This is a genomic window from Streptomyces sp. NPDC059003 (assembly GCF_042740445.1).
Taxonomy (GTDB): domain Bacteria; phylum Actinomycetota; class Actinomycetes; order Streptomycetales; family Streptomycetaceae; genus Streptomyces.
The window spans coordinates 1-17,330 of sequence record NZ_JBHYJH010000123.1 but is presented as its reverse complement, the minus strand read 5'-3'; the positions used below and the strand labels follow the sequence as shown (position 1 = coordinate 17,330).

Genomic DNA, 17,330 nt, shown 5'->3' with positions numbered 1-17,330 from the left:
CGGGCACGGGCACCCCCCTACCGCGCCCCGCGCCGGAACCATCGCGGTCTTGAGCCCTCCCCCAGACCGACTGCCGATGGGACCGTTGCGGGTGGATGTACGACGGTATTGATGCTTGCGACCGTATGGCAAGACCTGGAACGGGGTCTCACGTTTTCAATAAATTGACCGTTCTCTTCGGACACTTTGTGTGTGCCTGTTCCCGGCCGATACCTGGTCCTGTGTGATGATCCTTGGCGTTTCCTGCGCGGTTCCTACGCGATACCTACTCTTTACGGTGCCGGGAACGGATCTTTCCCAGGCGTTTGAGCAGCCGGTCCGCCGGTTCGAACAATTCCGGTCGGGTCTGCACGGTGTTGCGCAGCGCCCGGACCGGGGCCCGGTGCGCACGATGGCCGAGTGCCACCGGGTGGCGCAGCGCCACCCACCCCTCGGACACGGTGATCTCCCGTGTCTTCAGGGAGTCCTTGTACTCCTTCTTGCCACGTCCGAGGTCCAGATGGGCGATCCCGTCGGCGGCGGCCGCCTCGGCCATGTGCAGATGCAGCAGCAGGCCGGGCGAGTACTTCGCGAAGTCCGGGTCGTACGCGGGGAACCAGCAGGCGAGGACGCGCTCGCCGCACGGGCCGAAGTGCGCGGCGATCGGCTTGCCGCCGGCGTAGAGCACGGAGAGCAGGCCGGTGAACGAGTCGCCGCGGGTGTGGAAGAGCTGCTCCACGAGCTGGCTGATCCAGGCGCGCGCGAACCGGTCGCTGCGGCCGGTCCTGCGGTACTGCGCGGACTTCCAGGTCATGAGCGTGCGCAGCGCCTCGGGGTCGCGCTCGTCGTGCACGTACCGCACCTCGCCGTGGTCGCGGGCGAGCTTGCGGCCCTTGGCGAGGGTGCTGCGGAGGAACTTCGGCGACTCGGCCCGCAGATGCGTGAGGTAGGCGTCGTACCCCTGGTCGATGTCCATGACCGGCGAGGGGAACCTGCCCGTCGCGCCGGACTCGAACGGGCCCTGGCCGTCGGCGAGATGGTCGTACTCGAACATCACGAGGCCGCAGGCGCGCAGCAGGGTCCTGGTGTCGCAGGTGAAGCCCGGCCGGTGCACGACTCCCTGGCTGTCGGAGACGCCGAGGCCCACGGCGCGGCCCACTCCGGTCCTGGAGCGCTGGTACGGGAAGTAGGCGGCCGGATCGCCGCCCTCGCGGACGACCGCGACCCGCACGTTCCCGCGCACCCGCGCCACGGCGAGCGTGAACTCCGGTGCGAGGAACGGGTTCGCGAGGTGGGGTGAGCCGTTCAGATGGGCCTTGGCCTGCAGCGCGGTCCACGCCACCCGGTCCGCCGCGGTGAGTTCGCCGGGGCGGTGCACGGTGATCTCCACGTGATCATGTCCGTCTCATCGGGGCGCGATGGCGCTGCCGCCGCGCCAGTGCCGACAGGAAGATGGCCGCGCTGACCCCGGCGACCGCCGCCACGCCGCCGCGGACCGACCACACGTGCAGGGCCAGCATGGCCGGGGCGACCAGCAGATTGACCACGAGGGCCGCGCAGGCGGCGGCCACCGCGCGCCCCCTCGCCTCAAGTCCCCGCAGCCAGAAGGAGAACGCGAAGCCAGGGGCGGCGAGGAGGAAGAAGAGGGTGAGCGGTGCGCGCACCGGAGTGGAGAGGTCGAGGAGCGCGAGCGCGGCGCCGGCGGCCCCGGCCGCGACGGCGGCGCCCGCGAGCAGCGGGCCCAGATCTGCCTCGGTGGGGCGCGGGCCGCTGTCGGGGTCCCGCTCGCCCGGTGCCGTGCTGGCTGACGGCGAGTTCATGCCGATGGTCTGCATGGGCGACTTTGCCCCCCGAAGCGCCGGATGCCGGGCTTCAATGTGGCGCAGTGGGCGGTGCCTCGTCAAGATGCGGAGGGAGTGTGGAGATGCTCCCTTTCCGGCCGGGGTGCGGTCGGTGAACTCTTCGGCAGGGAAAGGGAATTGCTGAAGAATTGATTGACATGAACACTATCCGTGGCGGGTGGTGCGTGCTACCACTGTCGAGGCAGAAATCCTGCTAAGGGAGGTTCCATGAGATTGTCCCGTTTCACGGCATACGCTTCCTCGCTCCTTCTCGGCGCGGCCCTCGCCTTCACCGGGGTCACGGCAGCGCACGCCGATTCCGACGGCCAACAGGCCGCACCCGCCTATGTGGCGCTCGGCGACTCCTATTCGTCCGGCCTCGGTTCCGGCAACTACGACAGCGGCAGCGGCAGTTGCAAACGCACGCCGCGCGCCTATCCCGCGCTGTGGGCGGCCGCTCACGCGCCGTCGAGCTTCAGTTTCACCGCTTGTTCCGGCGCGCGCACCGACGACGTCATCGCCAATCAGCTCGGCCCGCTGAACTCCGGCACCGGCCTTGTGTCCCTCTCCGTCGGCGGCAACGACGCGGGCTTCTCCGACGTCATGACGACGTGTGTGCTCCAGTCCGAGGCGAACTGCGTGGCGCGCGTCAACCAGGCCAAGGCGTACGTCGATTCGACGCTGCCCGGCAAGCTCGACAAGGTGTACTCCGCGATCAAGGGCAAGGCGCCGTCGGCCCGCGTGGTGGTGCTCGGCTACCCGCGCTTCTACAAGCTGAACGGCAGCTGCCTGGCCGGGCTCACCGAGGGGGAGCGCGCGGCCATCAACGGCGCCGCCGACCACCTCAACACCGCGACCGCCAAGCGCGCCGCCGACCACGGCTTCACCTTCGGCGACGTCACCACCACGTTCGCCGGGCACGAGATCTGCTCCGGCGACTCCTGGCTGCACAGTGTGAACTGGGGCAACATAAGCGAGTCGTACCACCCGACCGCCGCGGGCCAGTCCGGCGGCTACCTGCCCGTGTTCAGCAGGGCCGCGGGCTGATCAGGGCCGCAGCCGGGCTGATCGGGCCCGCGGCGGCGTGACGAGCCGTCGCCGCTGCGCGTAGCCGCCCGTCACTGCTGTACGTAGGAGGAGGAGCCCCCGCTCGTCTCGGGCTCCTCCTCGCACGTCACGGTGTACGGGACGGAGTTGGACGTCGCCTGCACCGGCGCGCGGACCTCGACGCCGATCTGGTTCTGATGCGTCCCGCTGTCCGTGTAACCCGGCACCTCGACGTGCTGGACCTGCTTGTTCTTGCCGCCCGACGACGGGAACGAGAGCGTCTTCCAGCCCGGGTCGCTGGAGTCGCCCTCGGCGGCGACCCACCGGTACTCGACGTCCACCGGCACCCGGCCCACCGTGAACGTCGCCGTGAACGAGGGCGCGTCGGCCGCGGGCACCGGGCAGCTGCCGCTGTACTCGGTGTGGTAGCCGGTGACGGAGACGCTCACGGAGTGCGGCTTCGGGGACGAGGGCTTGCCGCCGCTGCCGCCGCCGTTCGTGCCGCCCCCGTTGGTCGAACCGCCGCTGCCGCCACCGCCGTTGGTGGACCCGCCGCCGTCATTGCCGCCCCCGCCCCCGTTGCTGCCGCCGCTCCCGCTCCCGCCGGAGCCGCCGCTGTCCTTCCCGCCGCTGTTGCTGCCGCCGCCGTCCGACCCGCCGGTGTCGCCCCCGGTGCTGCCGCTCCCTCGGCTGTCGCTGCCGCCGCCTGTGCCGTCGTCGTCGTTGACCAGGGCGTAGGTGATGCCGCCCGCGGCGAGCAGCAGGGCGGCGATGCCCGCGACGAGAGCGGCTCTCGCGCGGCGGGAGGGCGGCGGCGTGCCGGTCGTGGTGGTGGTCGTGGTGCCGTTCGTCGCGCCGGGGGTGCCGGGGGTGCCGGGGGTGCCGGGCACCACCGGGTACGGCGGCGGGGTCGGCGTCGGGTCGGGCTGCCGGTGGGCGGTGACCGTGGGCGCGTACGGAACGTCCGTGCCCGTGGGCGGCGTCTGCCCCTCGGCGACGAGCCGCAGGCCGTGCTCGGTGTCCGCGGCGGAGGCGCGCAGGGCCGGGTCCTTGCGCAGCAGCCCCTCGATGACCGGGGCCAGTGGCCCGGCGTTGCGGGCCGGCGGCAGCTCCTCGTCGACGACCGCGCGCAGCGTGCTCAGCGGGGTGTCCTGCCGGAACGGCGACACGCCCTCCACGGCCGCGTAGAGCAGCACCCCCAAAGACCACAGATCGGACTCGGGACCCGGCCGCTGCCCCAACGCCCGCTCCGGCGCCAGGAATTCGGGCGACCCGACGACCTCACCCGTCATCGTGAGGGCCGAACTGCCCTCCACCATGGCGATCCCGAAGTCGGTCAGGACGACCCGGCCGTCGTTGGCCAGCAGGACGTTGCCGGGCTTCACGTCGCGGTGCAGGACCCCCGCGTCGTGCGCGGCGCGTAGCGCGCCCAGGACCTCGGCCCCGATGTGGGCCGCCCGCTGCGGCGTCATCGGCCCCTCGGCGTCCAGGGCGTCCGACAGGGAGAGCCCCCGGACCAGCTCCATGACGATCCACGGGCGGCCCTCCTCCGTCGCCACGTCGTACACGGTGACGACGTTCCGGTGCGGGATGCGGGCCGCCGCCCAGGCCTCGCGGTCCAGGCGCGCGTACAGCCGCTCCACCTCGCTCGCCGGGAGCCCGGCGGGCGCGCGGACCTCCTTGACGGCGACCTCGCGGCCGAGCACGTCGTCCCGGGCCCGCCACACGGTGCCCATGCCGCCCTCGCCGAGCGGGGCGAGAAGGCGGTACCGCCCGGCGATCACTCGTGCTTCGTCGGTCACGAGCCCCCCATTCGCAGGCGTGCGATTCTCCACAAAAGTAGCTCAACCGAGCGCCGTTGCCGCCCCCTTGAACACCAATCCACACCCAAGGGCGAGCACGAGGCAGGCGGAGCCCATGGGGGCGAAGCGGCGGGCGAGCCGGGCGGCGGCGTGCCGCGGCGTGAGCCGCCGCCCCGCCGCGGCGGAGACCCGGGCACCGACGCGTACGACGAGGAACCCGGCCGCCGTCAGTGTGACGGCGAGCCCCGCCCCGTACGCCAGGACGAGCAGCAGCCCGAACCAGGCCTCGCCGAGCGCGGCGGCCCCGACCAGCACGACGACGGCGGAGGGACTGGGCACGAGGCCTCCGGCGAAGCCGAGGAAGAGGGTGCCGCGGAGGGAGGGGCGGGGGGAGTGGGTGTGGGGGTGCGCGTGGGAGTGGGAGTGGGGGTGAGGGTGAGGCGGGTTGTGCGGGTGCGGGTGCGGGTGCGGGTGCGGGTGCGGGTGCGGGTGCGGGTGCGGGTGGGTGTGGGTGTGGGTGTGCGGGTGGGCGCGGTGGCGCCAGGCCCGGCGTACGAGGAGGGCGCCCGCGCCGGTCACGAGGGCGCCGCTGGCCACGCCCAGCCAGGCGACGACCGACGGGGCCGCGGCCGATCCGCCCGCCACCAGGAGGCCGAGGGCCACCACGCCCAGTGTGTGCGTGACCGTCACCGACGCGGCGAGCGGCAGCACGTCGCGCAGGGTCGCGTGGCCGCGGGCCGCGGCGGTGGCCGCCATCAGCGTCTTGCCGTGCCCGGGCGCGAGGGCGTGCAGGGCGCCCAGGAGGAGCGCGGTGGCGAGGGCGAGGGCCGCGAATGCCGGAGTGAGGTCGTGGCGGGCCACCAGGCCGGTCAGGGCGTCGGTCGCGGCGCGGGGCAGCGGTGAGTCGGGCGGCGCGGGATCGTCGGCGGCGGCGGGACCGCCGGGCTCGGCCCGCAGCGCCGCCGACGTCGTGTCGGGCGGTGACGCGACCAGTTCCTTCGGGTAGCGGGTGAGGCGCTCGGACGGTGAGGAGGCGGGGACGTTCGTGTCGGTCAGGGTCATGCGGTCGCCGCGGGCCGTGATCTCGCGCCAGCCGGGGGCGGCCTGTGGTGGGGCGTGGAACGTCAACGCGACCGGGCCGCGCGGGAGCCGGGCGGTGAAGCGGCACTCCACGCGGACGGTGGGGAGGCCTGCCTGGCCCGTGCGGATGCGGGCGTGGGCGCCTTTGGGGGTGACGGGGGTGGGGTGGCCGTCGGCGGCGACGCGGGTGCCGGATGCGGCCCGGTTGCACCGGTCGCGGGCCCACCTCTCCTTTCCCTTGCGGTCGATGGCGGGCTTCGCCTGGGAGGCGGGGATTTCGGCGAGGTCCTCGATGTGCGTGATGTTCAGGTGGCCGGGGGACAGGCGCAGGGATTCGTGCTGGTTGACGGTGAAGTTGCCGAGGGGGTGGGCCTGGGTGGGGGTGGCCGTTGCCAGGGCTACGGCCAGGGCGATGAGGGCCAGCGTTGCCCAGCGCCATCGGGGCCGTCCGCCGCGCCCTTGGATGACCGGTGTCCGTCGGATGGGCTGTGCCCACCCGTTCCGCCCTCTGGGCGGACCAGCTGCCCACAGCGGGGACACGGAGAATGCCGCCATGTCACCTCACCCCCAACAGGCGTGCGGCGTCCCGTGACCCCGTCGGGGAGAAGCCCGGGTTGAGGTCCAGGGCGGCGCGTAGCCACTTGTGGCCCGCCGTGGGCGAGACGGTGGCGGTTTCGATCACGCCCCGGTGGTAGAGGAAGGACGCCTCGCGGAATCCCGTGGCGGTGGCGCGGCGGGCGTAGGGCAGGGCCTCGCGGTCGCGCCCGCGCGCGTGCAGGGCCCAGGCGAGCGCGTCGGCGGTGTGCACGGTGCGGCGCCGGTTCCACTCGGCCCGCGCGGAGCGCACCGCGTCGTCCGGGTCGCCGTGGTCGGCCGCGGCGAGGGCGGTGTCCAGGTCGGGGTTGACCCCGTTGGCGCGGGCGAGCTTCGCCCAGGCGTCGACGAGGGAGTACTGCTCGCGGGCCCGCGCCCGGTCGCCCCGCGCCTCGTACAGTTCGCCGAGTGCGACGAGGGGGCCGGGCAGCGGCTGCCGGGCGACGACGTCCCGCAGGCCTGCGACGGCGGCGGCCGTGTCGCCGCGCGCGGCCTCGGCCCGCGCGCGCGTCTCCAGGGCGGGTACGTACGCGGGGTCGGCCCGCAGGGCGTCCGCGCACCGGCGGAGGGCCTCCGCGTGGTCGCCCTGTCGCCAGGCCAGTTGGGCCAGGGCCGTGGCGACGTACGCGGTCTCGCCGGGAGCGCGCGCGTCCTTGAGGGCGAGCCGGAGGGCCCGCCGGGCGCCGGTCACGTCGCCCCGCAGCTCCCGTACGTAGGCGTAGCGGGTGAACGCGGGGATGCCGGGGCGGCGCGCGTCGGCGGTGCGGGCGGCGCGCAACGCCGCGTCGTAGCGGCCGAGTTCGACGAGGGCGTCGACGCGGGAGGCGAGGGCGCGCTCGTGGTACGGGTTCACGGCGAGCGCGCGGTCCGCGTACCGCAGGGCGCCGTCGAAGTCGTGCCGGGCGGCGGCGAGGGCGGCGCGCCCGGCGAGGGCGGCGTCGTGGCCGGGGCGCAGGGCGAGCGCGCGGTCGAGGGCGCGGTCGGCCTCGGCGTACCGGGTGGGGTCGCCCTTGACGCGGGCCTGCTCGACGTACGCGGTGCCGAGCGCGGCCCAGGCCCTGTAGTCCTCGGGCCGGTCCCGGAGGCGTTCCCGCAGGGCGGTGACACCGCGGTCCAGGTCGCCCGCGAGCAGCCGGTCCACGGGGGCCGCGGGCGGGGCGGCCGCCACGGACGGCCGCCCCTCGTCGTGCGTCCCGCCGATGACGACGGCGCCGACGGTCAACGCGACCGCGAGGCCGAGGGTGACAGCGAGCCCCCGCGCGGAGACCCGCACCACATCGCCCCGCACCTGCCGCCCGCCCCACGAGCCTTGCACCCGCCGCCCGCGCTCCGCCTCCGGCAACTCCGAAGCCATCTCCCGCTGTTGCAAAGCTGCCCCCCGCTGTTCCGAAGCCACCCCCGGCAACTCCGAAGCTGCCCCCCGCTGTTGTGAAGCTGCGCCCCGCTGTTCTGGAGCCTCCTCCTGCTGCTGCGGGGACGCCTCCTGCCTCTCCGGAGCCGCGTCCCGCTGGTCCGGAGCCCCCTCCCGTAGTCCTGGAGTCGCCTTGGGCTGTTGCGGAGTTGCCTCCCGCCGTTCCGGGGATGCCTTCCGCTGTTCGGGAGCCGCGTGCCGCTGGCCCGGAGACTCCCCCCGTGGTCCCGGAGCCGCGCCCCGCTGTTGCGGAGTCGCCTCCTGCCGTTCCGGGAACGCCCCCTGTCGTTCTGGAGCCGCCTCCTGTTGTTCCGGGCACGCCTTCCGCTGTTCCTGAGTCGCGTCCCGCTGGTCCGGAGCCCCCTCCCGTAGTCCCGGAGGCGTCTTGGGCTGTTGCGCAGGCGCCTCCCGCTGTTCCGGAGACGCGTGCCGCCCTTCCGTAGACCCCGCCCGGTGTTCCGGAGGCGTCTCCCGCTGTTGTGGAGTCGCCTCCGGTCCCGCAGGGGCGGTGTCCCGTTGCCGCAGCGAGGGGGCGTGTTGTTCGGGGGACGGTCCCGGGGCGGCGGGGGGTGTGCCCCGTCGGTCCGGGACCGTTCCCCCGTGCTCCGGGTCTCCGCGCCGTCGCCCCAGGCTTCCTTCCTGCCGATCCAGTGCCGATTCCCGGTGCGTCATGTCAGCTCCCCGCTGCCTCGGGGTTGCCGCCCGTCACCCCGGGCCCGCGCCCACGAGCGCCCCGCATGCGCCACCACACGAGGCCGAGCGTCACGAGCAGCGCCCCGGCGCCGCCCGCGGAGGCGGACGCGATCAGAACGGTGTCCGTGGAGTCCGACGTGTCGGCGGGAGTGAGGGGTGCCGCGCCGCCGTTGAGGGCGGTGCGGGAGTCGCCGCTCTTTCCGGCGACGGGGCCGCGGGAGCCGGCCGTGGGCAGCGCCAGGTACGGGAAGGACTTCCCGAAGGCGCGGTCGTTGGCGTTCACCGCGTCGCCCAGGTCGTTCTTCTGCCCGACGAGTTCGCCCTCGACGGCCTGGAGGGAGATGTCGAGGACGTCGTCGGCGAGGCGGCGTCCGTTGGGGTAGCCCGCGTTGTCGCCGTCCAGGACGCCGAGGCGCTTCGGGTTCGCGGCGGGCTTGATGGCGGTGTTGAGGCGCAGCGCCTCCGCGGGCCGCACGTTCGGCGGCTGGTTCAGGCCCTGCACACCGGTGAGGAAGACCGAGACCAGGTCCTTGCGCGGCTCCTTCGGCGCCTTGATCTTGTAGAACTTCTCGATGAGCTTCGGCAGCTCCGGCTTCTGGACGTACGGCAGGAACTGCGCGTCGTCCCACGGCGCCGAGGCGTTGAACTTGTCCTTGTCCTTCATCGGGACGACGACCTCGTTCACGAGGGGCGCGCCGAGCCGGGACACCTGCGTCCACTTGCCCGCCGCGTTCTTGCGCTGGGTCGTCGACCAGACGCCGACCACGGGCTGCTGCTCCGACTGCCGGATCTGCGCGGTCGGCACCTGCAGGGCGACGGAGTTCACGTTGTACCCGGCGAGCGTGTCCCGGCCGACCTCCGACAGGTCACCGCCGTACAGCAGGTCGAAGACCCGCAGGTCAAGGAAGAAGGGGTCGTCGGCCTGCCCGGCGAACGCGGTGCCGCCGCCCGCCACCTTGCGCACGGCCTGGTCGCGCAGCTTGCCGTAGTCGGGCATGGACCCCTTGCCGACGTGGGACGGCGCGACCGGCAGGTCGTCGGCGACCTTCGTCGTGGAGACCACCTTCTGGTCCTTCAGACGCAGCAGGTCGATGTCGTACGTCTGCGTCACGTTCAGGTCGGGGTCGTCGAGGCTGGTGACCTTGTCCGTGTTGTAGAGGAAGGTGTCGCCGTTCTTCGTGCGCGTGTCGAACGTCCAGCGGTAGAGCAGGTCGCCCTGCGCGTCGCCGTCGTTGTCGATGTGCACGTCGTACTGCGCGTCCTCGGGGAACGGGTAGAAGTTCGGGCCGCCCGCCGGCTCCTCGAACGGGATCCAGTTCGCGACGAGCGTCGTCGTGTCGGGCTTGTCGGGACTCACGAACGCGTACACGTCCGTGTTGTCGTACTGCGGCTGCCCCGAGATCAGCGGGGCCTCGCGGTGGCTCGAGGCGCGCGCGGCCTCCGGTTCCAGGGTGGTGACCCCGGCGGCGGCGAGCCCCCCGGCGGCCAGCGCCCCACAGACGAGCCCGGCGATGCGGCGGGTGCCCCGTCGCTTCGCGCGGCTCCTGGCGAGTGCGGTCATCGCATCCGTCCTTACCTTCGCTGTGCGGGCCCGCGCGCATCCGCGCGGGCCCGTCCGACGCACGCCATTCGGTGCGGGCGGGCGGAGGGATTGGCCCCGCGCCCGGAAATCTCGCGCACCTTCAGCAAGCCGCCGCCCGTCCGGCCAATCCCGTCCGGGGGCTCGCCCCGAATCCCCGCCGAGTCCAGAATTGAGCGCCCCAGGGGAGAGCGGGGCGGCCAGGGGAGGGGGACGGGGTGGAGGCGGACGAGCTGCTGCCACGGGTGGCCCGCGGGGACCACAAGGCCTTCGAGGACCTGTACGGCCTGGTGTCGGGCCCGGTCTACGGCCTCGTACGCAGAGTCCTGCGCGATCCCGCGCAGTCCGAGGAGGTGGCCCAGGAGGTGCTGCTCGAACTGTGGCGTACCGCGGGCCGCTTCGACCCGGCGCGCGGCACGGCCCTGTCGTGGATCCTCACGCTCGCCCACCGCAGGGCCGTCGACCGGGTGCGCAGCGCCCGCGCGGCGGGGGAGCGCGAGCGGCGCGTCGCCCACCGCGGTGACGGGCCCGCCTTCGACCAGGTCGCCGAGGAGGTGGAGGGCAGCCTGGAGCGCGAGTGGGTGCGCCGCTGCCTGGAGCGCCTGACGGACCTTCAGCACCAGGCCGTCACGCTCGCCTACTACGACGGCTACACGTACCGCGAGGTGGCCCGGCGCCTCTCGGTGCCGCTCGGCACCGTCAAGACCCGCATGCGGGACGGACTGCTGCGGCTGCGCGACTGTCTGGGCGCCGCCGCATGAGGATCCGCCGCACCCGGGCCCCCGCCACCGGCCCGCTCCACCGCGTACGGCTGTACGTCACCGGCCTGCACATCGGCCGCTCCGTGCACTCGCTGGCCGTGCCGTACGCGCTCGACGCCCTCGACCCGGACGAGACGCGCCGCTTCGAACGGCACCTCGCCGGCTGCGCCCGGTGCACCGACGAGGTGCGCGCGCTCGCCGCCGACACCGTGCGCCTGGCGCGCGCGGCCTCCGTCCCGGCGCCGCCCGATCTGCGGGAGCGGATCCTCGCCGCCGTGCACACGACAGAGCAGGAGCCCGTCGCGTCGCCCGCGCCGCCCGCACGCGACCCGGTGCGCCGCGCCACCCAAGGCGCCCCCGCCCGCACGCTCCTGGCGCTCGCCGCGGCCGCCGCGCTCGGCCTCGTCTCGGCGGGCCTCCTCGCCTTCGCCCTGGTCCGCACCGACGACCGGCTCGACGACGAGCGGGCCGCGGCACGTGAGATCGCCCACGTCCTGGCGGCGCCGGACGCCCGCGCGACCGGCGAGCGGGACGCCCGCGGGCGCGCCATGACCGTCGTCGCCTCGCGCACCGAACGGCGGGCCGTGGTGAGCGTCACCGGCCTCGGCGAGCCGCCCGACGGGCGCGCACATCAACTCTGGGTGATGCGCCCCGACGCCACGCCCCGCTCGCTCGGCCTGCTCGACGGCGAAACGCCCATCGTCGCCGACGGTCTCAGCACCAGCGCGAACTCACTCGCTGTGACCGTCGAACCCGACGGCGGCTCCCTGCGGCCCACCACCCCACCGGTTGTCCAACTCGCCCTGGAATCAGTTGGATTCGGAGAGTAATCGTCAACCTCCTTGCCCGGCAGGTGAATCCTGCGACCGGGATACACGGGTGTCATGGTGGGGCGATAGGGTTAACCTGCCCTGGGCCGGGTGCCCTCGTACGGGTGGGGAGTGACATGGAACAGATAACAGTGCGCAGCAGGGCGAGGGTCCCTGCGATCACATGTGGGAGCGGCGCGACCAGCTCGCGTCTCGACCGTCATCTCTCGGTGCTGGGCGGCCCCGCCGTCCCGCAGCGCGAGGCGGCCGAGGCGACGCTGCTGATGCGTGAGCTCACCTCGCGTGACGCCGCGCACGAGCGTGGCGGCAGGCGTGCGCGGGTCGGTCGCGTCTCGCTGTTCGCACCGCTGCGCAGGCTTCGCCGCTCGTTGTTCGGCAACCACTGATTTCTGGCGCGGGCGCCTTGGGCTGGTCCCGGGTGCCCGCGGCTCCCTCCGTTGGCACGGTTGCCGTTTGTCGCGCTGCGCGCTCGTCCTCAAACGCCGGACGGGCTGGTTATTGCTCCCCCCGGCTAGTTGCATTCCCCATAGCTAGCTAGCTCTCTCCCAGGCCTAGGCGCGCCAAGTCGCCCCGTGAAGTCACTCCCAGTTTCGGATACGCGTTGTACAGGTGGTAGCCCACCGTGCGGGGTGACAGGAACAGGTGGGCCGCTATGTCGCGGTTCGTCAGGCCCGTTGCCGCCAGGCGAACGACCTGGCGCTCCTGCGGGGTGAGCCGCTCCAGCGGTACCCGCTCGCCGTCCTTGCGGGCCCGGCTCTCGCCGGTGGCCCGCAGCTCCGCACGGGCCCGCAGCGCCCACGGCTCCGCACCGATCTGCTCGAACGCGTCGAGCGCCGCGCGCAGCGGCGCGCGGGCCTCGCTCCTGCGGCCCGCCCGGCGCAGCCACTCGCCGAACAGCAGCCGCGTACGGGCCTGCTCGAAGGGCCGCCCGTCGTCGGCGTGCAGCGCCAGGGCCTCCTCGTACGCCGCCTCCGCGGCCGACTCGTCGGCGAGCAGGGCACGGCAGCGGGCGGCGATCGCCCGGGCCCAGGCCATGCCGGTGTGCCCGGCCCACTCGGCGTACCGGTCCGCCGACTCCCGTACCGTGTCGCCCCTTCCCGCGCGCGCCGCCGCCTCGATGTGGTCGGGCACGCAGTACAGGGCGACGCCACTGTGGCCCGCGGGGCTCGCCGCCAGGTCCTCGTAGCCGCGCAGCGCCGCCTCGTAGCGGCCCCGGCCCAGGTCGAGCAGGGCGAGCGCGGCCGCGCTCCACACCCGGCTCGGCGGCACCCGACGCGGATCGAGGGCCCCCGCGAGCTCCTTCACGCGGGCGTCGTCGCCGTCGAGCGCCGCGAGATACGCGAGTACGCCCCGCAGCTGCGCCGCGTAGTGGCCCTGCCCGCTGTCCTCGGCGACGCGGATGCCCTCCGTGACGCCGGTCAGGGCACAGCTGTGGCGGCCGAGCAGGATGCGGGCCCTGGCCCGCAGCAACAGGACCATGGGCAGCGGCCCGACCGCCCCCTGCTCACGGCACTCGCGCTCCAGCTCCGCCGCGAGCGCCACCCCGCTCTCGATCTGCCCGAGGGGCGCGAACCACGCGGCGATGGAGGCCCGCTCCCGCAGACCGAGACCGTGCGCCCCGGAGAGCAGCCGCTCGAACAGATCCCGCAGCGGCGGCAGCGCGGCCCCCGGATCCCCCGCGGCGAGCCGGGCCAGACCGGCGACGGCGGGCAGGTAGGGCAGGGCGGCCGGTGCCGGTGCGGCGCCGGGGGCCACGAGGCGTGTGTGCGCCTCGCCGGTCCCGCCGCCCGGCGCCTCGTGCCCGCCGGACCGGGCCGGGTGCGGGACGGTGGGCGGGTGCGGCGGCGCGGCGTGCGGTCGGCCGTCGTGGGGCGTGGTCGTGTGTCCGCTCGTCACGGTGGTGCTCTCGGTGGACCGGGCCGAGGCGGCCGGTGGCTGCGGCAGCGCGCGCTGCGCGTGTCCGGCGGCGAGCGCTGCCACCCGCGTGCTCGTCCTGTCGATCTCCTCGATCGACGGTCTGTGTCCGGCCACCCACGCCGCCGTCATGGCCTCGTACAGGAGCAGCGCGGCCAGCTGGGGGGCCGCACCGGCGATGGCGGTGGCCGTGTCCACGAGGACGCGGTGGGCCGCGTCGAGCTGGTCGCGTTCGCGGGCCACGCCCGCGCGGACCCGGGCCAGGCGGGTCAGGAGGGCCGGGTCGGTCAGGTGGGGTGCGGCGCGCAGGGCGAGGTCGGCGGCGTGCCTGCCCTGGCCCGCGTCCGCCGCGGCCGCCGCGGCGAGGGCGAGGCGGCGGGCCCGCCCGGCGCTGTCCGGGGTGAGCTGGGCGGCCCGTTCGAACGCGGCGGACTCGGCCGCGTAGCCACCGCGCGCCCGCGCGTGCTCGGCCGTCCGCTCCAGGGCGGCGGCGACCGACGCGTCCGGCTCGGTGGTGGCCGCCGCCAGGTGCCAGGCGCGGCGGTCCGCGGCGCCGACGCACGGCAGCGCCTCCGCAAGGGCGCGGTGCGCCGCGACGCGGGCGCCGAGCGGGGCGCTCCGGTACGCGGCGGTGCGGATCAACGGGTGCCGGAAGACGAGCCTGCCGCCCTCCGCGCGCAGCAGCTGCTTGCGCTCGGCGGGCTCCAGGTCGGCGACGGCCGCCCCGAGCCGGGCGGCCGCCGACGCCGTGGCCTCCAGGTCCCCGGTGCCTTCGGCCGCCGCGACGAGCAGCAGCGTCCGGGTCGCGTCGGGCAGGGCGGCGATGCGGTCGGCGAAGGCCTGCTGGATGCGGGAGTGGTGGGGGAGCGGCGCCGCGTGCGGCCCGTACGCCGCGAGGTGGCCCTCCCGCTGGGCGGCGGGGAGCTCGAGCAGGGCCAGAGGGTTGCCGCGGGCCTCGGTGAGGATCTGACGGCGTACGTACGCGGGCAGGTCGGCGGCGTGCGCGGCCAGGAGCTGCCGCGCGGCGCCGTCGTCGAGGCCGGTCAGGCGCAGCTCCGGCAGGCCCGGCGCGGGGAACGCCGGGGCGTGCGGCTCGCGCACCGCGAACAGCAGCACCACCCCCTCGGCGGCGAGCCTGCGGGCCGCGAACAGCAGCGCGTCCGCCGACGCGTGGTCCAGCCAGTGCGCGTCGTCGACCACGCACAACAGCGGGCCCTCGTCGGCCAGTTCGGCAAGGAGCGTCAGGACCGCGAGGCCCGTCAGGAACCGGTCGCCGGGGCCGCCGCCCGTGTGGCCGAGGGCCGCGCGGAGGGCGGCCGCCTGCGGCTCCGGGAGGTCCCGTACGCGGTCGGTGACCTGGTGCAGGAGCAGATGCAGGCCCGCGTACGGCAGGTCGGTCTCGGCCTCCACGGCGGTGGTGTGCAGCGTGGTGGCCCCGGCGGCCTTCGCGGTCTCCCTGACCGCCGACAGGAGGGCGGACTTGCCGATGCCTGCCTCGCCCCGGACGACCAGGGCGGAGCTCTGGCCCTGCCGGGCCAGGGCCAGCAGGTTGTCCAGGTGCGCCAGTTCTTCTGTGCGGCCTTCGAGCATGTTGTGGCCAGCCGCCGCCTCGCGGCGGTTATTCCCCGCCCGCCCCTGACCGTCCGGCGCACGTCACGCCATCGTCAGGATCACCTTCCCCCGGCCGTGCCCCGACTCCACGTCCCGGTGGGCCGCGGCCGCCTGCTCCAGGGGGTACGTGGCCCGGACGTGGACCTGCAGCAGGCCCTTGGCGTGCAGGGACGTGACCTCGGCCAGGCGCTCCGCCGTGCGGACGCCGCGGAGTTCGGGCAGGCCCAGGGCGCGGGCGCCCTCGTCGTCGACCATCGTCACGACGCGGGCGCGGTCCTTGGCCACCTCGACCGACGCCTGCAGCGCCCCGTGGCCCGCGCCGTCGACGACCGCGTCGACGCCGTCGGGGGCGAGGGCGCGCAGCCGGTCCGCGAGGCCCTCGCCGTAGGTGACGGGCACGGCGCCGAGGGACCGCAGGTGGTCGTGGTTGCGCTCGCTCGCGGTGCCGATGACCGTCGTGGCGCCCCAGGCCCTGGCCAGCTGCACGGCCAGGGTGCCGAATCCGCCCGCGGCCCCGTGGATCAGGACCGTGTCCCCCGCGTTCACGCCCACCGCGCTGAGCGCCATGTGGGCGCCCTGCGCGTTGCCGGGGAAGCCGCCCGCCACCGTGAAGTCCATCGCGTCCGGCTTGGCGACGAGCTGGTCGGCGCCGACGACGACGTACTCGGCGTACGCGCCGAGCAGGGAGAAGCCGAGCACCGCGGCGCCGGGCGCGAACGCCGTGACGTCCGGGGCGAGCGCGTCCACCGTGCCCGCGAACTCGTTGCCCGGCACGATCGGGAAGGCCGTGCCCGGCGGGCGTATCACGCCCTGCCGTATGCCGGTGTCGAACGGCATGACGCCCGCCGCCCTGACCCGGACCCGCACCTGGCCGGGCCCCGGCTCCGGCACGGCGAGGTCGTGCGGGCGCAGCACGTCGGGGCTGCCGTACTCCGTGAAAGCCATTGCACGCATGATCATCATGCCACCGTACCCTCGGCGTCGGACGGCACCAGGACGACCTTGCCGACCGTCTTCCGGTCGAGCAGGGCCGTGTGCGCGGCGGCCGCGTCCCGCAGCGGGAACGTCGTGACGGCGGGCACGAGCGTGCCGTTCGCCGCCTCGGCGAGCGCCCGCTCCTGCAGGCGCCGAAGGCCGCCCGGCACCCGCAGGATGCGCGGGCCGAGCGCGTGCGTCGCCGTCAGGAGCCGGTCGTGCAGGTCCTTCGACGTGAACTCCGTGGGCGCGCCGGACGACCAGCCGTAGACCACGAACTGGCCGCCGTGGCCGAGGAGGTCGAGCGCCGCGCGGCCCGCGGCGCCGCCCACGCTGTCGAAGGCGATGCCGACCTCGCGGCCGCCGAGCGCCGCGCGCACCTCGTCCGCCCAGTCCGGCCTGTCGTAGTCGACGGCGACGTCCGCGCCGAGGGCGCGTACCCGCTCGGCCTTGTCCGGGCCGCCCGCGGCGCCCACGACGGTCGCGCCGACGTTCTTCGCCGCCTGCACGAGCAGGGTGCCGATGCCGCCCGCCGCCGCGGTTACCAGGACCACGTCGTCGGCCGTGGGCGCGGCCACGTCGAGCACGCCGAGCGCCATGCGGCCGGTGCCGACCATGGCGATCGCCGCCTCGTACGACAGCGTGTCGGGCAGCGGGAACAGGGCCTCCGGCTCGCGGACCGCGAACTCGGCGTAGCCGGCGTTGACCAGTCCGAGGTGGGTGACGACTCGGCGGCCGAGCCACTCCTCGCCCACGCCCGCGCCGACCCGGTCGACGACGCCTGCGACCTCGCGGCCCGGTGTGACGGGCAGGTCCGGCAGCGGGAAGGGGAGTTCGTCGCCCGCGCCGCGTTGGAGGGCGGTGTCCAGGAGGTGGACTCCCGCCGCTCGTACGGCGATGCGGAGCTGGCCGGGGGCCGGTTCGGGGGTGGGCACCTCCTCGTAGCGGAGCTCTTCGGGGGTGCCGAAGGAGTGCAGTCGGATGGCGTGCATGGGAGGGGGTCCTTCCGGGGAGGGGGGCCGGTGCCTGACGTTGTCGAAGCTAGGCGGTGGCCGGCGTGGGCGCCTCTGTCGGATGACTGGGGTTGGGCGACTGGGGGTGGGCCTTCGCGGGGCGCCCCAGACCCGCCCCTTCCCGAACCAGGGGGCCGGCCCCCTGGCACCCCCGAAAAGCAATCGGCGCTCCGCGCCTCGTCCTCAAACGCCGGACGGGC

Annotated in this window: 13 protein-coding genes; 4 read left to right on the top strand and 9 right to left on the bottom strand. The window is 74.7% G+C overall.

Going from position 1 to position 17,330, the window contains the following annotated elements; genetic code table 11:
- Positions 1–265 precede the first annotated feature (265 nt).
- On the bottom strand, positions 266–1,369 hold the full coding sequence (locus ACFWZ5_RS32580) for a GNAT family N-acetyltransferase (RefSeq protein WP_384795009.1): 1,104 nt from the start codon (positions 1,367–1,369) through the stop codon (positions 266–268).
- Between the two features lie 4 nt (positions 1,370–1,373).
- Positions 1,374–1,799, bottom strand: coding sequence for a hypothetical protein (locus tag ACFWZ5_RS32575; RefSeq protein ID WP_384891633.1), 426 nt, complete (start codon positions 1,797–1,799; stop codon positions 1,374–1,376).
- Between the two features lie 249 nt (positions 1,800–2,048).
- Between ACFWZ5_RS32575 and ACFWZ5_RS32570 the strand changes: the two genes are divergently transcribed.
- Entirely contained in the window at positions 2,049–2,867 is an 819-nt protein-coding gene (locus ACFWZ5_RS32570; protein ID WP_384795005.1) for an SGNH/GDSL hydrolase family protein, read from the top strand.
- 71 nt (positions 2,868–2,938) lie between these two features.
- Here the strand turns inward: ACFWZ5_RS32570 and ACFWZ5_RS32565 are convergent, their stop codons facing one another.
- From ACFWZ5_RS32565 to ACFWZ5_RS32550, 4 genes are all read right to left on the bottom strand, one after another.
- Positions 2,939–4,603, bottom strand: a complete 1,665-nt coding sequence (locus ACFWZ5_RS32565) for a serine/threonine-protein kinase (protein ID WP_384795031.1) — start codon at positions 4,601–4,603, stop codon at positions 2,939–2,941.
- 108 nt (positions 4,604–4,711) lie between these two features.
- Positions 4,712–6,304, bottom strand: coding sequence for a nickel transporter (locus ACFWZ5_RS32560; protein ID WP_384795003.1), 1,593 nt, complete (start codon positions 6,302–6,304; stop codon positions 4,712–4,714).
- A gap of 1 nt (position 6,305) precedes the next feature.
- Positions 6,306–7,697: a tetratricopeptide repeat protein gene (locus ACFWZ5_RS32555; protein ID WP_384795001.1), complete on the bottom strand. Its 1,392-nt coding sequence runs from the start codon at positions 7,695–7,697 to the stop codon at positions 6,306–6,308.
- A gap of 730 nt (positions 7,698–8,427) precedes the next feature.
- On the bottom strand, positions 8,428–10,008 hold the full coding sequence (locus tag ACFWZ5_RS32550; RefSeq protein WP_384794999.1) for a DUF4331 domain-containing protein: 1,581 nt from the start codon (positions 10,006–10,008) through the stop codon (positions 8,428–8,430).
- A gap of 236 nt (positions 10,009–10,244) precedes the next feature.
- Here ACFWZ5_RS32550 and ACFWZ5_RS32545 point away from each other — a divergent pair, with 236 nt between their 5' ends.
- From ACFWZ5_RS32545 to ACFWZ5_RS32535, 3 genes are all read left to right on the top strand, one after another.
- Positions 10,245–10,787, top strand: a complete 543-nt coding sequence (locus ACFWZ5_RS32545) for a sigma-70 family RNA polymerase sigma factor (protein ID WP_384794997.1) — start codon at positions 10,245–10,247, stop codon at positions 10,785–10,787.
- Complete coding sequence (locus ACFWZ5_RS32540; protein ID WP_384794995.1) at positions 10,784–11,617, top strand: anti-sigma factor domain-containing protein; 834 nt, start codon at positions 10,784–10,786, stop codon at positions 11,615–11,617. The genes ACFWZ5_RS32545 and ACFWZ5_RS32540 overlap by 4 nt, the downstream gene beginning before the upstream one ends.
- A 116-nt stretch (positions 11,618–11,733) precedes the next feature.
- Positions 11,734–12,003 (top strand): hypothetical protein, encoded by a 270-nt coding sequence (locus ACFWZ5_RS32535; protein WP_384794993.1) that lies wholly within the window; start codon positions 11,734–11,736, stop codon positions 12,001–12,003.
- A gap of 148 nt (positions 12,004–12,151) precedes the next feature.
- Here the strand turns inward: ACFWZ5_RS32535 and ACFWZ5_RS32530 are convergent, their stop codons facing one another.
- From ACFWZ5_RS32530 to ACFWZ5_RS32520, 3 genes are all read right to left on the bottom strand, one after another.
- Positions 12,152–15,121 carry an AAA family ATPase gene (locus tag ACFWZ5_RS32530; RefSeq protein WP_384794991.1) on the bottom strand — a complete coding sequence of 990 codons (2,970 nt, stop codon included), beginning with the start codon at positions 15,119–15,121 and terminating at the stop codon, positions 12,152–12,154.
- Positions 15,122–15,184: 63 nt separating this feature from the next.
- Positions 15,185–16,087 (bottom strand): NADP-dependent oxidoreductase, encoded by a 903-nt coding sequence (locus ACFWZ5_RS32525; RefSeq protein WP_384794989.1) that lies wholly within the window; start codon positions 16,085–16,087, stop codon positions 15,185–15,187.
- A gap of 14 nt (positions 16,088–16,101) precedes the next feature.
- Positions 16,102–17,109: a zinc-binding dehydrogenase gene (locus ACFWZ5_RS32520; RefSeq protein ID WP_384794987.1), complete on the bottom strand. Its 1,008-nt coding sequence runs from the start codon at positions 17,107–17,109 to the stop codon at positions 16,102–16,104.
- Between the last annotated feature and the right edge of the window lie 221 nt (positions 17,110–17,330).